The sequence below is a fragment of the Mycolicibacterium madagascariense genome (assembly GCF_010729665.1).
Classification (GTDB): Bacteria; Actinomycetota; Actinomycetes; order Mycobacteriales; family Mycobacteriaceae; genus Mycobacterium; species Mycobacterium madagascariense.
Window position 1 is genome coordinate 4,726,871 of record NZ_AP022610.1, and the last position, 17,729, is coordinate 4,744,599.

The following is a 17,729-nucleotide window of genomic DNA, read 5'->3' on the forward strand; positions in this document are numbered from 1 at the left end:
GAGGGCGGTGAAACGGTGACTTCCCGGCGACGCACCTTGCATGTCTGAGCGTTCGTCGTAGGCTCGACCTCAATGAGCAATGGAGCATCGCGGTTCGGGTCCATGAGGGCTGCCGACACCGACCGCATACAGATGGCCCAGTTGCTCACCGACGCCGCCGCGCAGGGACTCCTCGAAATGAGCGAATACGAGGACCGTCTCAAGAAGGCGTACGCCGCCCAGACCATCGACGAGCTCGACCGCCTGAGCGCCGACCTCCCCGGCATCGCCACCACCGCCCCCGCGAGCGGACCCGGCAGGCCCGCGCCGTCGACGCTGCTGCTGGCCATCATGAGCGGTTTCGAACGCCGCGGTCGCTGGAACGTGCCGAAGCGATTGACGTCGGTCGCGTTGTTCGGCGGTGGCGTGATCGACCTGCGCTACGCGGACTTCACCGCGACCGACGTCGAGATCACGTCGTACTCGATCTGCGGCGGGCAGACCATCCTGCTGCCCCCGGAACTGAACGTCGACGTACGCGGCGTCGGCGTGATGGGCGCCTTCGACCGCGACGCCGACGAGGGCTCGCCGGGTGCGCCGCGCGTCACCATCCGCGGGTTCTCGCTGTGGGGCAGCGTCGGCATCAAGCGCAAGAAGCGCAAGGCCCAGCAGTAGGCCCGACGGCTAGCCCCGTCGCCGCCGCGTCCGCAGGTAGTCCCCGACGACGGCGGCGCCCAGCCCGTCGAGATCGGGCACCACGACGCGGCCCTCGACCCGTCGGGCGACCTGGTCGATGAACCGCGCCAGACCCGGGTCGCTGCCCAGCCGGAAGATCGTCACCTGCGCGCCGAGTCGGGCGATCTCGTCGAAGCCCTTCACGGTGTGGGCGATGGTCCGCGGGTGCGGCGGGTAGTCGAAGTACACCTGGGTGCCGTCACCGTCGCCGTAGTCCTCGAGGTGCGCCGTGGGCTCTCCGTCGGTGACGACGAGGACGACGGGCTGCGCGTTGGGGTGGCGACGCAGATGGCGCGACGCCAGCGCCAGCGCATGGTGCAGGTTGGTGCCCTGCTCGTAGACGCCCTCGAGCCCGGTCAGCTCGGCCGCGCTGACGGTGCGCGCGTAGCGACCGAACGCGATGATCTGGAGGTCGTCGGAGCGGAACCGGGTGCTGATGAGCTGGTGCAGCGCCAGCGCCGTCCGCTTCATGGGCAGCCAGCGGTTCTCCATCACCATCGAGAACGACGTGTCCACGAGCAGTGCCACCGCCGACTGGGTGCGCTGCTCGGTCTCGGAGATCTCGACGTCCTCGACGGTGATCCGCATCGGCAGCTCGGCGACACCCGTACCCGCTTGGCGCAGAACGGCATTCGTCAACGTGCGCGTGACGTTCCACGGCTCGGTGTCGCCGAACTGCCACGGCCGCGTGGCACCGGTGAGCTCACCGGCAGAACCCGCACGGCGGGTGTCGCGTTCGCCGTGCCGTCCCGAGAGCTGCCGCGCCACGTCGCGCAGGATCATCTGACCCAGCTGCCGCATGGCCTTCGGCGAGAGCCGCCACTGCCCGTCGGCGTCGCGGTCCAGGAAGCCCTGATTCATCAGCGCGCGTTCGAGTTCGGACAGCGTGCGGGCGTCGACGGCGGCCTGGTCCCCGAGCTGACGGGCCAGCATGTCGAGGTCGACGTCGTCCATCTGCGCGCCCGCGTAGCTCTGGCTCAGCTGCTCGGCGAGCTGCTCGAGCTCACCGATGTCGGCCATGGCCTGCGCGCCCTCCCCCATGCCCATCGGGTTGTCGCCCTTGAAGCGCTCCGAGCCCTGCCAGTCCTCACCGGGCCGGGCGCTCTGCAGATGCGCGTCGAGCTTGTTGAGCGCATTCTGCAGCGACGGCGACCCAAAGGCCTGCTGCGCCAAGGCATCCAGCTCGGCGCGCTGGTCGGCGGACAGGCTGTTGCGGAACCGCTGCGCTGCGGCCGCGCGCTTGGCGAGCGAGTCCAGCAGCTCGTCGACGTTCTTGGGGTTCTCCGGGAAGAACTCGCCGTGCTTGGCCATGAACTCCTGGAAGTCCTCCGGTGAGTCCGTGCCCTGGGCGTGCTTGTCGAGCAGCTCGTTGAGGTCGTCGAGCATGTCGTTGACGCGCTGGCGGTCCTCGTCGGTGGCGTTCTCCAGCGCGTCCTTCATGCCCGCGAAGCGCTGCTCGAGCATCTCGCGACCCATCAGGTCCTTGATCTGCTCGTACTTCTGCCTCGCTTCGTCGCTGCGCCAGTCGTATTCGGACAGCTCCGAGACGGCCTTCGCCGGCGACGGTGGCAGCGCCTCCAGCTGGAGCTCGCTGAACCTCGCGTCGTCGTCGAGCGCGCGCGCCAGCTCCTTGCGTTCGGCGAGCACCGCCTCGTCGAGCAGCTTCTTGATCTCCTGCAGAGTGCCGTCGAGGTTGTTGCGCTGCAACAGTTCTCGACGCTTGCGGTTGGCCTCGGCGGCCAGCCGGTCGGCGCCGCGCATGTTCTCGGTGCCGCGGCGCATCAGCTCGGCCAGCGCGCGGCGCGGCGAGCTGCCCTCCATGACGTCCTGGCCGATCTGCTCGAGTGCCTCGCGCAGATCGACCGGGGGCGCCAGGGGGTCGGGGCCCCCGGAGTATCGCGAATACCGCGAGACGTTCTTAGCCATAGATGGTTTCGCCTTCGCCGGTCACCTTGTCGATCCGCTTCGCCAGATACAAGGCCTCCAGCGCCAATTCCAGGGCCGCGGCGCGTTCGCCGTCGGACTGGGCGCCGAGCCGTTCGGCGATGGCGTCGACGACCGGCAGGTCCGGCAGCGCCGCCAGCACGTCCTTGGCCGAGACCCGCTCGCCGGTGGTCACCGGGGCGCCCTGCTCGACTGCTGTCACCAGCGTGCCGACGTCGAGACCGCCCAGCAGGCGTTGGGCCGTGTCGGCCGTCGCGCGCCGCAGCAGATGCTCCAGCACGGCCTGCTCGCGGCCCTCCTCGCCGGACTCGAACTCCAGCTTGCCGCGCAGGACGTCGATGATGGTGCCGAGGTCGACGACGCGGGCGACGGGATCCTGCTCGCCGAGGATCGCCGAGCGGTGCCTGGCCGCCGCGGCGACCGTCTCGGCCGCGGCGATCGCGAACCGCGCCGAGACGCCGGAGCGCTGATCCACCGACTGCGACTCGCGCAGCGAACGGGCGAAGCGGGCCAGGATCTGCAGCAGGTACTCCGGCACGGCCGCCGGCAGGTGGGCCTCCTGGGTGATGACGCCCACCTCGGCGGCCAGCGCCAGCGGGTAGTGCGTGCGGATCTCGGCGCCGAAGCGGTCCTTGAGCGGGGTGATGATGCGGCCGCGGTTGGTGTAGTCCTCGGGGTTGGCGCTCGCGACGACCAGGACGTCCAGCGGCAGTCGCAGCGTGTAGCCGCGGACCTGGATGTCGCGCTCCTCCATCACGTTGAGCATCGACACCTGGATGCGCTCGGCGAGGTCGGGCAACTCGTTGATCGCGACGACGCCCCGGTGCGCCCGCGGGATCAGCCCGAACGCAATCGTCTCCGGGTCACCGAGGCTGCGTCCCTCGGCCACCTTGATCGGGTCGATGTCACCGACGAGGTCGGCGACGCTGGTGTCCGGCGTGGCGAGCTTCTCGGTGTAGCGCTCGCTGCGGTGCAACCACGTGATGGGCAGGTCGTCACCGGACGTGGCCGCCCGCCTGATCGACTCCGGCGTGATCGGCGTGTAGGGATGCTCGTGCAGTTCGGAACCCTCGATGACGGGCGTCCACTCGTCGAGCAGGTTCGTCAGCGAACGCAGCAGCCGCGTCTTGCCCTGACCGCGTTCACCGAGCAGCACGACGTCGTGCTCGGCGATCAGGGCTCGTTCGAGTTGGGGGATCACGGTGTCCTCGAACCCGAGGATGCCGGTCCACACGTCGCGCCCCTCCCCGAGCGCCGCCAGCAGGTTCTCCCGGATTTCGGTCTTGACGCCCCGCTCTCGGTGTCCGGAGGCGCGCAGCTCGCCGAGAGTGCGGGGCAGATCTGCGGTTTCAGGTGAAGGTGGTGAAGATGAAGTCACCACTCCAAGCTACGACTGTTGACGCCGCGGGGCAGCGGCTACCTGCTTACAGCGCAATCGGAAATATGACGTCACTTCGACGTTTGGCTACCCCGAGGCCCGTTTCGGGGGCTGGCTGAAACCGTCGTCGGCCAGGATCTGGCCGCCCTCGGCGCTGGTGACCTCCTGGACGAACTGCTCGGCGGCCTGCTCGTGGGTGGTGCCCTTGACTACCGCGATCCAGGCCGTGACGGCGGCACCGTCCCCGGGCAGCGGGAACCACGAGGCCTTGTTCCCCGCCGCGAGCGCGTCGGGCATGAAGACGACACCCGCGTCGGCCCGTCCGGACGTCACCTCGCTCAGCACGTGGCGCGCCGTCGACGACGCCGCCTCCGGCGTCAGGTGCACGCCGTTGGCGCGTTCGAGCGCTTCGGTGGCCGTCCCGCACGCGCTCTGATCGGTGCACAGCGCGACGCGCAGACCGGGAGCGGCGAGGTCGGCCAGCGACGCGAGCCTGCGCGGATTGCCGGGGGCGGTCGCCACGACGAGGCGGTTGCTCGCGAACGGCACCGGGGCTCCTGAGATCGCGCCCGCGTCGCTGACGACGGCCATGTTGGCGGCGTCGCCCGAGGCGAACACGTCCGCGTCGGCGCCCTGTGCCAGCGCACTCGACAGGTCCGACGACCCGGAGAAGACGAACTGGACCGAGAACCCGGGGTGGTCGGCCTCGAACTTCTTGCCGATCGTCGTGAAGGTCTTGATCAGCGACGACGTGGCGTACACCGTCAGGGGAACGGTAGGCTCCTGGCGCGTGGCGCACCCGGTCGCCGCCACCAGCACGACGGCACCCGCCGCGGCAACGGTCGTCATACGCCTGTTCATCCCCTGTGACCTTACCGAAACGTACGAATCCCCTGAATCGCGGTCGCTGTGAGCCGCGCTGAGATCACCTGGCAATGAGCTTGCACAGCAACCACCGTAAGACCTCAGAACGCAAACTGGAGCACGTGCTGGGACACGGGTACGCGACACGCGAGGCGAGACCGCCTGCCCAGGGTGGGGTCGCCCTCCCCCCGGCGCCCTCCCGCCAGCGACGAGTCCGTTTCTCGCGCTTTCGGGTCGGTCGGATCGGGCTGCTGAGCGAAGGCCTGGTACTCGGCATCCTCGGCGGTTTCGCGCTCGCGTGGTCGATGGCCAATCTCCGGTTCGGCACCGAGGGCATTCCGGTGCTGTGTTTGCTGGTCACTCCGGCGCACGGCGGGCTGCTCCTGGTGGGCGGGGCCCTCGCTGTGCTCGCCTGCCCCGGCCAGTGGACGACCGCGGGCTACACCGCGCTCGCGGTGGTGGGATGGGGCGTGCTGACCGTGGTGTCCGCCGTCGAGGCCGCCCACCACACCCCCGGCGCGCTCGGCTTCGACAACCGCGACACGATGCTCTACGCCGTGCTCACCGTCTACAACCTGGCGCTGGCCGTCCTCGTGATGCCCACCGTGCGCGCCAGATGGCGGAGTCGCCACGCGGGGTGAGCCCGTTCGGTGCGCTCGGTGGGCAGCCCGCTCAGTGCGCGAAGTGCCGTGCGCCCGTGAGGTATAGCGTGATGCCGGCCTGCTCGGCCGCCGCGGTCACGACGTCGTCGCGCATCGAGCCACCCGGATGCACGATGGCCGTGACCCCCGCGGCCGCCAGCACCTCGAGACCGTCGGGGAACGGGAAGAACGCGTCGGAGGACGCCACCGCACCCCGCACGCGGTCACCGGCCCGCTCGACCGCCAGCTTGGCGGCATCGACGCGGTTGACCTGACCCATCCCCACGCCCACGGTTGCCCCGTCCTTCGCGACGACGATGGCGTTGGACTTCACCGCGCGGCACGCCCGCCAGGCGAACACCAGGTCGGCCATGGTGTCCGCGTCGGCCGGTGACCCCGTGGCCAGCGTCCAGCCCGCGGGGTCGTCGCCCGGCGCGTCGAGCGCGTCGCGCTGCTGCACCAGCAGTCCGCCGCTGACCTGGCGGAACTCCAGTCCGCCGACCCGGGGTTCGGACGCCACCAGGACGCGAACGTTCTTCTTGCGGGCCAGGATCTCGACGGCGCCGGGTTCGTAGGCGGGGGCGATGATCACCTCGGTGAAGATGTCGGCGACCGTCTCCGCCATCTCGACGCTGACGGTCGTGTTGGCCGCGATGACCCCGCCGAACGCGCTGAGCGGATCGCACTCGTGGGCCTTGCGGTGGGCGTCGGCCACCGACACCGACGACACCGCGATGCCACAGGGGTTGGCGTGCTTGATGATGGCGACGCACGTCTGCTCGTAGTCGAACGCCGCCCGCCACGCCGCATCGGCATCGGTGTAGTTGTTGTACGACATCTCCTTGCCGTGCAGCTGCTCGGCCTGCGCGAGCCCCGGCCACGCCGAGTCGTCGCGGTACAGCGCGGCCTCCTGGTGCGGGTTCTCCCCGTAGCGCAGCACCGCGGCGCGCTGCCACGTCCCGCCGAACCACTCCGGGGGCGTGACGTCGCCCTGCTCGGGCTCCAGGACCGAGCCCAGCCAGGTGGCCACCGCGACGTCGTACTCGGCGGTGTGCCGAAATGCCAACGCCGCCAACCGATTCCGCTCAGCAAGCGTGAAGCCGCCGGCGCGCACGGCCGCGAGCACGCCGTCGTAGCCGCGCGGTTCGACGACCACCGCGACGCTGGGATGGTTCTTGGCCGCGGCCCGCACCATCGACGGGCCGCCGATGTCGATCTGCTCGACGCATTCGTCCTCGCTCGCGCCGGACTCGACCGTCTCGCTGAACGGGTAGAGGTTGACGACGACGAGTTCGAACGCCGCCACGCCGAGTTCCTCGAGCGCCGTCAGGTGCTCGGGCTTGCGGGTGTCGGCCAGCAGCCCGGCGTGCACCCGCGGGTGCAACGTCTTGACCCGACCGTCGAGCACCTCGGGGAAGCCCGTGACGTCCTCGACCGGGGTGACCGGAACACCGCTGGCCGCAATGGTCTTGGCGGTGGAACCGGTCGACACGATGGCCACGCCCGCCGCGTGCAGCCCCTGCGCCAGCTCGGCCAGCCCGGACTTGTCGTACACGCTGATCAACGCGCGCCGGATGGCCCGCCTGCCGTCCTGGTCGCTCTGCTCCCGCGTCATCCGATCGCTGCCTTTCGTCCTGTCCACGTCACGCCGCGAGTTGCCATCGCGGCAAGCACTTCCACCAGCAGTCGCCGCTCGACGACCTTGATCCGTTCGTGCAGTGAGGCCTCGTCGTCGTCGTCGAGAACCGTCACCGCCTCCTGCGCGAGGATCGGCCCGGTGTCCATCCCCGCGTCGACGAGGTGCACCGTGCAGCCGGTCACCCGCACGCCGTAGGCCAGCGAGTCGGGTACCGCGTGCGCGCCGGGGAACGCGGGCAGCAGCGCGGGATGGGTGTTGACCACGCGGCCCAGGAACCGCGAAAGGAATTGCGGGCCAAGGATCTTCATGAACCCGGCCGAGACGACCAGATCGGGTTCGTGCGCTGCCGTCGCCGCGGTGATGGCGGCGTCCCACGACGGCCGGTCGCCATGGTCGCCGAGGCGAACCGTGTAGGACGGCAGCGCTGCCGCGGCCGCGACGTCGAGGGCCCGGCAGTCACGGTCGGTCCCGACGGCGACGACCCGCGCGGGATAGTCGCCGACGGCGGCGGCGAGCACCGACTCCAGCAGTGAGCCCGTCCCCGACGCCAGCACCACCAACCGCGCCGGCGCGCTGGCCGGCACGCGGAGTGGGGGCTGGTTCGGCACGCGATGCAGCCTAATCGGCTGATCGCCGCGGGTCGTCGCTGGCTACGTCGTCATCGGTGAAGTAGTGCGCCTCCGGGTCGTCGTCGAGGTCGAAGACGTCCCTGGCCGGTGACCGCACCGACGCGGACGCCGGGGGCTCCTCGAAGGCAGGCTCGTACCGCGGTTCCTCGAACGGGGGCTCGTAGGCGAGCTCTTCGTCCTCGTCGTGCGTCGTCCCGAAGATCGAGTGGTCGTCGACGATCTCGGCGACGATCTCCGGCTCCTCGACGGGCGCGTCCGGCGTCGCGGGGATGGGCGCGGTGTCGTCGGCGGGCGGGGTCGCCGGAGCCGCGGCGGGGACGGGCCGGGGCGTGCGCCGACGGCCGATGCCCCCGCTCATCACGACGGTCAGCGCACCGATCCCGGCGAACCACACGAACACCGCGGGACCGAACGTGGTCTGGTCGACGCCGACGTCGCCGAAGTTGCCCAGCCGCCCGCCGCCGGCCAGGCCGAGCAGCGCCATCTCCGCGGCGGCCAGGGCTGCCGCGACGATCAGCTTGCCCGCCGCCTCCGGCAGCGGAACGGCGCGCCGCGCACACTGCTGCCCCAGCGCGACGCCCGCGACGGCAGCCGCGATCAGCAGCGCCACCCAGATCGGGCCCAGCGGCGGGCGTGGCACCGCGGCCAGCACCGGCAGCGCCGGGATGTCGCCACCCAGGACGGTGAACGCGCTGAACGTGGCCAGCCCCACGTGGGCGCTGGAGCCGACGGCCACCGCGGCCGTCCCGATGATCACGTTCGGCGCGTACAGCACCGACAGCAGCGTCAGGCTGAGCTCGCCGAACGCGGAGTCCGTGATGCCGAACAGCGTGTCCATGGCGCCCCAGTGCACGACCATCGACCCCGCGGCGATCACGCCCGACAGGCCACACAGCGCGAGCACCCCGGCGGACGCCGCCCGCACCGCGTCGGGCAGCCACGAGGGCACGCGCGGCGTGGCTCGCAGCCGTCGACCCACGCGGGTGCCGACGCCGATGGCGGCGCCCGCCGCGTGCACGGCCAGCACGCAGCCGAACGCGCGCGACGCGCTGGGGGTCTGCAGCGTGGTCAGCACCGAGGAGGCGTCGTGGATGACCGCTAGGGCGATCGCCGCGATCAGCAACGGCCCGCCGAGCGCCGAGGCGACGATCCAGCGGATCACGAACCACGACGTGCCCGCCCGCGTGGCGGCGGCCGTGGTGCGCGCGGTGCCCCACACCATCGCCAGGAGCGGGAGCAGGGGCATGACCCCGAGTTCGGCGCCGCTGATCGACACCGGCACCGCGTGGACCCCGAGCCACATGCTCGCGATCGCGCCGAACGCCCCGGTCATGTCGCTGTTGGCGACGACCAACTGGACCAGCACCACGGCCGCGATGATCACCAGCGCCACGGCCGACGGCCCGAACGCGACCCTGAGGAGATCGCGCGCCTGGCGTGTGCCGACTGGCCGGTTGTCCACTAGCTGCGTCGCTCCTCGCACCATCTCGTCAGCGCCACGCCCGCGTGCGTGCCGCTAGAGATTATGACGGCGGCGGCGTGGATTGCGGTGCAGGCTGCTGTTGCGGTTGCTGCGATTCGAACGACTGCGTCGTCTGCGAACTGTTCGAACCCTGCGGTCCACCGAATGCCGGGAAGCCCGTAGGGGGCGTCGGCGGACCGCTCTGCTGCGCACCGCCCGGCTGGGCGCCGCCCTGCTGGGGGCCACCGTGCTGAGACCCGCCCTGGGGGGACCCGCCCTGCGAGGAACCGCCCTGCGGCGGCTGCGGCGCGGACTGTCCGGCGAAGCCGCCGGTGCTCGGGCCACTGGGGTAGCCGCCGTAGGGCTGCTGGGGGTAGCCGCCGCGCTGGGGCTGGCCCTGGGGCTGGCCGTAGTACGGGCTCGGCGGGCCGTACTGCCCATAGGGGTTGTGGTCGTACTTCGGCTTCGGCGCCGGCGCGGTGATGACACCGGCGTCGAGCAGCAGGCCGGCCACCGCGGCGGCGGCCTGCAGCAACGTGAAGAGCAGTAGCAGGTACCACGGCCAGCCGACGTTGCCCACGCCGACGGTGATCACGTCGGACAGGATCACCAGGAAGCCGAGGACGGCGAGCACCGCGACGACGCCGAAGTGACTCTTCTGCTTGGGCACCAGACCGACGCCGGCGAGCAGACCCGCGAGCACGGCGGCCACCGGACCGATGGTCGTGCCCGTGCCGAGCGCGAACGTCGTGAGGTACGCGGCGAGTCCGAGCACCACGATCGCGATGTCCAGATAGAACGGCACCTTGCTGGGCCCCGCCGGCGCGGCGTCCTGCACGTTGCCGAACTGCTGCGTGGGCGCGTTGTAGTGGGCAGGTGGTCCGGACGGGTATCCGGAGTTACCGGTCGGACCGGATGGATACGACATGAACCCTCCTGTGATGGGCGTTTCGATCTCCCACGCTAGCGCACGTTGCTTCCGGGTCGATCGGCATCGCCCCGCAGTCGGCGACGAGCACGAGAGGCCGACTCAGGCGGACACCAGCGTCGGCCGATCGTGCGAATCCTGCTCGGACGCCTCGATTTCGCGCACCAGCGGCAGGACGCGGGCGCCGAAGTATTCGATCTCCTCCTGGAAGTGCAGGAAACCGCCCAGGATGAGGTCGACCCCGCGCTTGCGGTAGGCGGCGATGCGCTCGGCGATCTGCTCCGGCGTGCCGATCAGCTGCGTGCGGAAGCCGTCGTTGTACTGGACCAGATCCTCAAACGACGAGTCGGCCCACATGCCCTTCTTGTCGCCGGTCGCGTTGCCCGCCTGCTGTACGGCGTCGCGGAAGCCCTCGACGGCCGGGCGATTGGCCTTTGCGACGATCTCGCGCAGCGTCTCCCTCGCCTCCTTCTCGGTGTCCCTGGCGATGATGAAGCCGTTGAGCCCGACCTTGACCTCGCGGCCCACGGTGCGGGCATGGTCGCGGACGTCGACCACCTGTTCGGTGATGCCGTCGAAGTCCTTGCCGTTGGAGAAGTACCAGTCGGAGTAGAGGCCGCCGTTACGGCGCGCGGCGGTCGAGTTGCCACCCTGGAAGATCTCGGGGTTCGGGCGCTCGGGGGTGTTGAGCGGCTTGGGCTTGAGGGTGAAGTCGTGGATGCGGTAGAAGTCGCCGCGGAAGTCGACGTCGTCCTCGGTCCAGATCTTGCGCAGGACCTGGAGGAACTCCGCACTCCTGCGGTAGCGCTCGTCGTGCTCGAGCCACGGTTCGCCGAGGTGGGTGAACTCGTCCTTGAACCAGCCGGAGACGACGTTGACGGCGAAGCGGCCGCCCGAGAGGTGGTCCGCGGTGGCGCCGAGCTTGGCGAGCACCGCCGGCTGCCACAGCCCGGGATGCACGGCGGCGATGACCTTGAGCCGCTCGGTGGCCAGCAGCAGGGCCAGGCTGAAGCTGGTCGACTCATGCTGGTACTCCGCGCCGTAGCTGGCCTCGTAGCGCACCTGCGACAGCGCGTACTCGAAGCCGTTGTTCTCCGCGGTCTGCGCGAGCTTGCGGTTGTACTCATAGTTCCAGTCGGTGCGCTGCTCGATGTCGCTGGTCACCAGGCCGCCGCTGACGTTGGGCACCCAGTAGGCGAATTTCACGTGGTCGGCGATGCGTTCGGTCGTCATGGTGAGCCATCTAGCCAACCGCCGCCGCGCGCGTCACGGGTAACGATCCGTCAGATTCCAACGTCACCTTGCGCGCGGTGACTAGAACACGTTCTAATTCCGTCATGGACTACGGGCTCGTTCTCTTCACCAGCGACCGCGGCATCACCCCGGCCGCGGCTGCCACGCTTGCCGACGACCACGGCTTCACCACCTTCTACGTGCCCGAGCACACCCACATCCCGATCAAGCGACAGGCCGCGCATCCCACCACCGGCGACGAATCGCTGCCCGATGACCGCTACATGCGCACCCTCGACCCGTGGGTGTCCCTGGGCGGTGCGGCGGCGGTGACGTCGCGGGTGCGCCTGTCCACCGCGGTTGCCCTGCCCGTCGAGCACGACTGCATCACGCTGGCCAAGTCCATCGCCACCCTCGATCACCTCTCGGGCGGACGAGTCAGCCTCGGCGTCGGATTCGGGTGGAACACCGACGAACTCGCCGATCACAACGTGCCCCCGGCCCGCCGCCGCACCATGCTGCGCGAATACCTGGAGGCGATGCGGGCGCTGTGGACGCAGGAGGAAGCGGAGTACGACGGCGAGTTCGTGAAGTTCGGGCCGTCCTGGGCGTGGCCCAAGCCCGTGCAGGCCCACATTCCGGTCCTCGTCGGCGCGGCGGGCACGGAGAAGAACTTCAGGTGGATCGCCCGCTCCGCCGACGGCTGGATCACCACGCCGCGCGACGTCGACATCGACGCGCCGGTCAAGCTGCTGCAGGACACCTGGGCGGCCGCCGACCGCGACGGCGCGCCGCAGATCGTCGCCCTGGACTTCAAGCCCGACCCCGACAAGCTCGCGCGGTGGGCCGACCTCGGCGTCACCGAGGTGCTGTTCGGCCTGCCCGACAAGTCCGAGGCCGAGGTCGCCGCCTACGTCGAGCGGTTGGCGGGCAAACTCGCCGCGCTGGTCTGACCGCTCTCTATCCCGCTCGCTATCCCGTGAGCGTCGCGCGGTTGATGCCGTCCTCGCCCGGCTCGACCGCGATTCGGGCGCCGAGCGGATCGCCGTCGGTCATCTCGTGGACGAGGTCGGCGTCCTCGGACAGGGCCATGAACCGGCTGCCGTCGTCGAGGCGGCCGATGACGACGCCCGTCGTGACGGGCCAGTCGTACCGCACGGAATAGGTCTCGACGACCCCGGTGCCCCTGGCGTTCCTGGTGACGGCGACCTTCGGCAGCGCGGCGACGTCGGCCTGCAGCGCCGCGCTCCGGTCGTCGGCCCAGTCCGCCGGCGCGGTCGAGTACACCCCCACCGAGTACTTGCTCATCACGCCGCCGTTGGCGCCGACGAGACCGAAAGCCCCTGGCGCGCAGCGCATCTCGGCGACGGTCTCGGCAATGGCGTGTAGCGAGTAGCTGTTTCCGGGGCCGCCGAAGTACGGCAGTCCCCCGGTCAGCGTCAGACGGCGGGGATCGTCGGGAGCCAGCCCAAACTCGTCGCACACCGCGAATACCGGGAACGGGAAGCAGCTGTACAGGTCGAAGGTGCTCACGTCGTCGATGCCGATGCCGGCGACCCGAAGTGCTTCTGCCACGGCGTTCTTCGCCGAGACGCTGGTGCCGAGCTCGACGCGGTCGAGCAGGTCCTGCTCGGTCTGGTCGGCGTGGCCGCGCAGATAGACCCACTTCTCCTCGGGGACGCCGAGGCGACGCGCGGCGGCGACGGACATCAGCACGGCGGCGGCACCCTGGTTCACCGTGTCGCGGGCCACCAGCAGGCGGGGGTACGGATCGCAGATCATCCGGTTCTCGTCGGTCACGGTGACGATCTCCTCGACCGACCGCTCCACCTGCGACGACGAAAACGGGTTCTTCGCAGCGACTTTCGAGAACGGCGAGAAGAGTTCGGCCATCTTCGTGCGGTATTCCAGCACGCCGAGGCCCAGCCGGGCTCGCCGGGCGTTGTCCAGCAGGCCGTACTGCACCGGCGCACCGGTCAGACCGTGCTTGGCGGTGTACTCGCTCATGTAGTGCTCGAAGCCGTACCCGCGATCTTCGAGCTGGCCGCCCACGTGCTCGGTGAAGTCGGGCTTGTCCTCCCGGGTCGCGAAGTACTTGGCCGTCGAGCCCGGCTCGGAGCCGAGGATCAGCGCCACCTCGACGTCACCCGCGGCGATCTGCTTGGCGAACTCCGTCACCAGCTTCTGCGGACCATTGCCACCGATGGGCTCGAGGATCGCCCGCGCCGGGTCGGCACCCACCCGCTGCGCGACCGAGCGGACGTAGTTGTCCGAGGCGCCCAGCGGCGGGTCGGCGAACGGCGTGCAGATCTCGAACTGCCGCAGCCCCGCGAACACCTCGACGGCCTCGGCCACCGCGGCGACGTCGGCGCCGGTGTCGCTTAGCGCCGCCCGCGTCGCCTCGGTGGCCAACTCCACCGCGGACATGCCGCGGTAGCCAGGGTCGTCGATGCGCTCGGTGAACTGCCCCACTCCGACGATGACGGGCGTACGCGGGTCGACCTGCATAGTTCGTCAGGCTAACGGAAAACTGAAACGTGTTCCAATCCGGTCTCTGGCGGGGACTACCGAACGGGAAGCGTCATCATTCGTTGACGATCGTCATCATTCGTTGACGGATGCTCGCGCGATGTCGCCTCCGGACGCTAGAACGCCGCCCTTCGGGTACTCCCCTCACATGGCATTGCGCGATCACCCCCGACGGACGGTGTTCATCGGCGTCTGCCTGTCGGCGATCGCCTTTCTGTCGTGCTGGGTCGCCGCGTCGGTCCACGTCGGCTGGCTCTCGGCCGTCATCTACGTCGCGGCGGCCGTGATCGGGTTCATCGGCGGCCTGATGGCGCTGCAGGACTCCGTCTGACCCGTGAACAGACGCAAAAATGCCCGACACGCCGTTGTGCCGGGCATCTTCGCGTCTGCTCGCGCGGATCTAGCGAGCTTCGAGGAGCTCCCTGGCGAGCTTGGCGGTCTCGGACGGCGTCTTGCCGACCTTGACGCCCGCTGCCTCCAGGGCGATCTTCTTGCCGTCGGCGGTGCCGGCACCGTCGGAGACGATGGCGCCCGCGTGGCCCATCGTCTTGCCCTCCGGTGCGGTGAACCCGGCGACGTAGCCGACGACGGGCTTGCTGACGTTGGCCTGGATGTAGGCCGCGGCCTTCTCCTCGGCGTCGCCACCGATCTCGCCGATCATCACGATGATCTTGGTCTCGGGGTCCTTCTCGAACGCCTCGATCGCGTCGATGTGGGTGGTGCCGATGACGGGGTCACCGCCGATGCCGATCGCGGTCGAGAAGCCGAGATCGCGCAGCTCGTACATCATCTGGTAGGTCAGCGTGCCCGACTTGGACACCAGGCCGATCGGGCCCTTGCCGGTGATGTTGTTCGGTGTGATGCCGACCAGCGACTCGCCGGGGGTGATGATGCCGGGACAGTTGGGCCCGATGATGCGGGTCTTCTCGCCCTTCTCCACGTTGTAGGCCCACGCATAGGCGCTGTCCTGCACCGGGATTCCCTCGGTGATGACGACCAGCAGCGGGATCTCGGCATCGATGGCCTCGATGATCGCGTCCTTGGAGAACGCCGGCGGGACGAAGGCGATCGACACGTCGGCGCCGGTCTCCTTCATCGCCTCGGCGACACTGGCGAACACCGGCAACTCGACGTCGTTGCCATCCTTGTCCTTGTGCGCGACGGTCGTGCCGGCCTTGCGGGCGTTCACCCCGCCGACGACCTGCGTGCCCGCCTTCAGCATCAGCGCGGTGTGCTTGGTGCCCTCGCCGCCGGTGATGCCCTGGACGATGACCTTGTTGTCCTTGTTCAAGAAGATCGACATTGGATGCGCCCCTTACTTGTTCGCCAGCTCGGCGGCCTTGTCGGCGCCGGCGTCCATGGTCTCGGCCTGGATCACCAGCGGGTGGTTGGCCTCGTCGAGGATGCGACGACCCTCGTCCACGTTGTTGCCATCGAGACGCACGACGAGCGGCTTGTTGGCGCTGTCCCCAAGCTTCTGCAGCGCGCCGACGATGCCGTTGGCCACCGCGTCACAGGCGGTGATGCCACCGAACACGTTGACGAACACGCTCTTGACCTGGCTGTCGCCGAGGATGACGTCGAGGCCGTTGGCCATCACCTCGGCCGACGCGCCGCCACCGATGTCGAGGAAGTTCGCGGGCTTCACGCCACCGTGCCGCTCCCCGGCGTAGGCAACGACGTCCAGCGTCGACATGACCAGGCCGGCGCCGTTGCCGATGATGCCGACCTCGCCGTCGAGCTTGACGTAGTTGAGGTCGTTCTCCTTGGCCTTGAGCTCCAGCGGGTCGGTGGCGTCCCTGTCCTCGAACTCGGCGTGGCCGGGCTGGCGGAAGTCGGCGTTGGCGTCGAGGGTGACCTTGCCGTCGAGCGCCAGGATCTGGTCGTCGGGCGTGCGCACCAGCGGGTTGACCTCGACGAGCGTGGCGTCCTCGCCGATGAAGACCTCCCACAGCTTCTGGATGGTCACCGCGGCGGCGTCGAGCACCTCGGCGGGCAGGTGGCCCTGCTCGGCGATCGACCGCGCGAAGGCGACGTCGACGCCCTTGACGGCGTCGACGGGAACCTTGGCCAGCCGCTCGGGCTTGGTGGCGGCGACCTCTTCGATCTCCATGCCCCCCTCGACCGAGCACATCGCCAGGTAGGTCCGGTTGGAGCGGTCGAGCAGGAACGAGATGTAGTACTCCTCGGCGATGTCGCTGGCCTCGGCGACCAGCAACTTCTTCACGACGTGGCCCTTGATGTCGAGCCCGAGGATGTTCTGCGCGTGGGTGTAGGCGTCGTCGGGGGTGGCGGCGTACTTCACGCCACCCGCCTTGCCGCGCCCGCCGACCTTCACCTGCGCCTTGACCATGACCGGCTTGCCGATCTCCTCGGCGATGGCCTTCGCGTCGTCCGCGGAGTCGGTCACCCGGCCCGGTGTGGTGGGTACGTCGTGCTTGGCGAACAGCTCCTTCGCCTGGTATTCGAAGAGGTCCATGGGCTCACCGTCTGTCTGCTTTGACTGTTGGGATTCGCTATCTACGCTTGCGCCGAACCGGCTCTTGGGACTTTATCCACACGCGCGGATACCGCCGACACCGCCTACCGCTCATGTGGCACATCTCACCGAGGCTCGATAGTGATACAAGTCACAATATGAGGCTGCTCGCGCATACGGGTTGCTGTTCACATTGGATTTTGGTTAACGTGCTCGGGGTCTGAGTAACGGTATGGTCACGGCGCGAAGGACATCTGGTTTGGCTGAGCAAGGTTCGACACGCGCTTCACGTGCGACCTCGGCGACCCCCTACGACGCCACCATCACCGACATCATCCCGTTCAACGAATTCGGCGATCTCGACGACCTCGACTTCAGCAACACATGCGCCTTCGACCGCGAATCGCTGGTCATTCGCGCTCCCGAGCTCGACGACCTCCATGACACCGACGACCTGGCCCCGCTGCGGCTGGCCGTCCCCTCGGAGTTCCGCGCCACCGCCGACGACGACCGTCCGCTGGCCCACGCCTACCGCCATAGCCACACCGATGTCAGCGACGGGATGCAGAACACCGACGTCATCGACATCTCCGGCCGCGGCGGCCTGCACCGCACACTCGGCGACGGCGCGGTCAAGGCCCGCCTGGTCGCGCTCGCGATGGCCGCCGGAGCCGCGGCGGCCGCCGCGTACACGATGGTCGGCAACGCCGACGGGGCGCCGGCCCACCACATGATCGCCGCGGGGCCCGCCGATGCCGGCGCCTCCGACGGCATGCAGGTCGTCTCGGTGGAACCCGCCGCCAGCGAGTCGGTGCACAGCCAGGAACTCGCAAACGGCGCCGCATTTGCCGCCGACCGCGCGCAGCGCGAGGCCCGCCTGGTCCGGCCCGAGTACGTCTTCCCGGCCAAGGGCGTGTGGACGTCGGGCTTCGGCTTCCGCTGGGGCGTCCTGCACGCGGGCATCGACATCGCCAACGCGATCGGCACCCCGATCTACGCCGCCGAGGACGGCGTGGTCACCGACGCCGGACCGGCCGCGGGCTTCGGCGCCTGGGTCAAGGTGCGCGGCGCCGACGGCACGGTCACGCTGTACGGCCACGTCAACACCTGGCTCGTCAGCGTCGGCGAACGCGTCATGGCGGGCGACCAGATCGCGACCATCGGCAACCGCGGCGACTCGACCGGACCCCACCTGCACTTCGGGGTGCTGAAGAACGGCACCACCTACATCGACCCCGTGCCGTGGCTGGCCGCGAAGGGCCTGAGCCCCGGCACCTACGTCGGCTGAC

General features: G+C 69.6%; 16 protein-coding genes. 5 read left to right on the forward strand and 11 right to left on the reverse strand.

Features of this window, described 5'->3' with window-relative positions:
- The first annotated feature begins 72 nt into the window (after nucleotides 1-72).
- Entirely contained in the window at nucleotides 73-654 is a 582-nt protein-coding gene (locus G6N60_RS22310) for a DUF1707 SHOCT-like domain-containing protein (protein WP_163741341.1), read from the forward strand.
- A 9-nt stretch (nucleotides 655-663) separates the two neighbouring features.
- Here the strand turns inward: G6N60_RS22310 and G6N60_RS22315 are convergent, their stop codons facing one another.
- The 3 genes from G6N60_RS22315 to modA all read right to left on the reverse strand — a co-directional run bounded on the left by G6N60_RS22315 (nucleotide 664) and on the right by modA (nucleotide 4,885).
- Nucleotides 664-2,640 carry a VWA domain-containing protein gene (locus tag G6N60_RS22315; RefSeq protein WP_163741344.1) on the reverse strand — a complete coding sequence of 659 codons (1,977 nt, stop codon included), beginning with the start codon at nucleotides 2,638-2,640 and terminating at the stop codon, nucleotides 664-666.
- Nucleotides 2,633-4,036 carry a sigma 54-interacting transcriptional regulator gene (locus tag G6N60_RS22320; protein WP_163741346.1) on the reverse strand — a complete coding sequence of 468 codons (1,404 nt, stop codon included), beginning with the start codon at nucleotides 4,034-4,036 and terminating at the stop codon, nucleotides 2,633-2,635. The genes G6N60_RS22315 and G6N60_RS22320 overlap by 8 nt, the downstream gene beginning before the upstream one ends.
- A gap of 87 nt (nucleotides 4,037-4,123) precedes the next feature.
- A complete protein-coding gene (gene modA / locus G6N60_RS22325; RefSeq protein WP_246240939.1) occupies nucleotides 4,124-4,885 on the reverse strand; it encodes a molybdate ABC transporter substrate-binding protein in 762 nt (253 codons plus the stop codon).
- Nucleotides 4,886-4,971: 86 nt separating this feature from the next.
- Between modA and G6N60_RS22330 the strand changes: the two genes are divergently transcribed.
- Complete coding sequence (locus G6N60_RS22330) at nucleotides 4,972-5,541, forward strand: hypothetical protein (RefSeq protein WP_163741350.1); 570 nt, start codon at nucleotides 4,972-4,974, stop codon at nucleotides 5,539-5,541.
- Between the two features lie 31 nt (nucleotides 5,542-5,572).
- Here the strand turns inward: G6N60_RS22330 and purH are convergent, their stop codons facing one another.
- From purH to sfnG, 5 genes are all read right to left on the reverse strand, one after another.
- A complete protein-coding gene (purH, locus tag G6N60_RS22335) occupies nucleotides 5,573-7,156 on the reverse strand; it encodes a bifunctional phosphoribosylaminoimidazolecarboxamide formyltransferase/IMP cyclohydrolase (protein ID WP_163741352.1) in 1,584 nt (527 codons plus the stop codon).
- Nucleotides 7,153-7,788 carry a phosphoribosylglycinamide formyltransferase gene (gene purN, locus G6N60_RS22340; protein ID WP_163741354.1) on the reverse strand — a complete coding sequence of 212 codons (636 nt, stop codon included), beginning with the start codon at nucleotides 7,786-7,788 and terminating at the stop codon, nucleotides 7,153-7,155. The genes purH and purN overlap by 4 nt, the downstream gene beginning before the upstream one ends.
- A 10-nt stretch (nucleotides 7,789-7,798) precedes the next feature.
- The gene (locus G6N60_RS22345) at nucleotides 7,799-9,271 is read right to left on the reverse strand and encodes a cell division protein PerM (protein ID WP_163741356.1); all 1,473 of its coding nucleotides are present in this window, start codon (nucleotides 9,269-9,271) and stop codon (nucleotides 7,799-7,801) included.
- A gap of 61 nt (nucleotides 9,272-9,332) precedes the next feature.
- Nucleotides 9,333-10,199 (reverse strand): DUF5336 domain-containing protein, encoded by an 867-nt coding sequence (locus tag G6N60_RS22350; RefSeq protein WP_163741358.1) that lies wholly within the window; start codon nucleotides 10,197-10,199, stop codon nucleotides 9,333-9,335.
- A 102-nt stretch (nucleotides 10,200-10,301) separates the two neighbouring features.
- A complete protein-coding gene (gene sfnG, locus G6N60_RS22355; protein ID WP_163741360.1) occupies nucleotides 10,302-11,432 on the reverse strand; it encodes a dimethylsulfone monooxygenase SfnG in 1,131 nt (376 codons plus the stop codon).
- Between the two features lie 104 nt (nucleotides 11,433-11,536).
- On the opposite strand from sfnG, the gene G6N60_RS22360 reads away from it, so the two are divergent.
- Nucleotides 11,537-12,385: an LLM class F420-dependent oxidoreductase gene (locus G6N60_RS22360; RefSeq protein ID WP_163741363.1), complete on the forward strand. Its 849-nt coding sequence runs from the start codon at nucleotides 11,537-11,539 to the stop codon at nucleotides 12,383-12,385.
- 19 nt (nucleotides 12,386-12,404) lie between these two features.
- Here the strand turns inward: G6N60_RS22360 and G6N60_RS22365 are convergent, their stop codons facing one another.
- A complete protein-coding gene (locus tag G6N60_RS22365; RefSeq protein WP_163741365.1) occupies nucleotides 12,405-13,940 on the reverse strand; it encodes an acetyl-CoA acetyltransferase in 1,536 nt (511 codons plus the stop codon).
- A 169-nt stretch (nucleotides 13,941-14,109) separates the two neighbouring features.
- On the opposite strand from G6N60_RS22365, the gene G6N60_RS22370 reads away from it, so the two are divergent.
- Complete coding sequence (locus G6N60_RS22370) at nucleotides 14,110-14,292, forward strand: hypothetical protein (protein WP_163741367.1); 183 nt, start codon at nucleotides 14,110-14,112, stop codon at nucleotides 14,290-14,292.
- A 69-nt stretch (nucleotides 14,293-14,361) separates the two neighbouring features.
- Here the strand turns inward: G6N60_RS22370 and sucD are convergent, their stop codons facing one another.
- Together sucD and sucC are read right to left on the reverse strand one after the other, a co-directional pair.
- The gene (sucD, locus tag G6N60_RS22375) at nucleotides 14,362-15,264 is read right to left on the reverse strand and encodes a succinate--CoA ligase subunit alpha (RefSeq protein ID WP_163741369.1); all 903 of its coding nucleotides are present in this window, start codon (nucleotides 15,262-15,264) and stop codon (nucleotides 14,362-14,364) included.
- Between the two features lie 12 nt (nucleotides 15,265-15,276).
- The gene (sucC, locus tag G6N60_RS22380; RefSeq protein ID WP_163741371.1) at nucleotides 15,277-16,440 is read right to left on the reverse strand and encodes an ADP-forming succinate--CoA ligase subunit beta; all 1,164 of its coding nucleotides are present in this window, start codon (nucleotides 16,438-16,440) and stop codon (nucleotides 15,277-15,279) included.
- Nucleotides 16,441-16,672: 232 nt separating this feature from the next.
- Here sucC and G6N60_RS22385 point away from each other — a divergent pair, with 232 nt between their 5' ends.
- Complete coding sequence (locus G6N60_RS22385; protein WP_163741374.1) at nucleotides 16,673-17,728, forward strand: M23 family metallopeptidase; 1,056 nt, start codon at nucleotides 16,673-16,675, stop codon at nucleotides 17,726-17,728.
- Nucleotide 17,729: the final 1 nt, after the last annotated feature.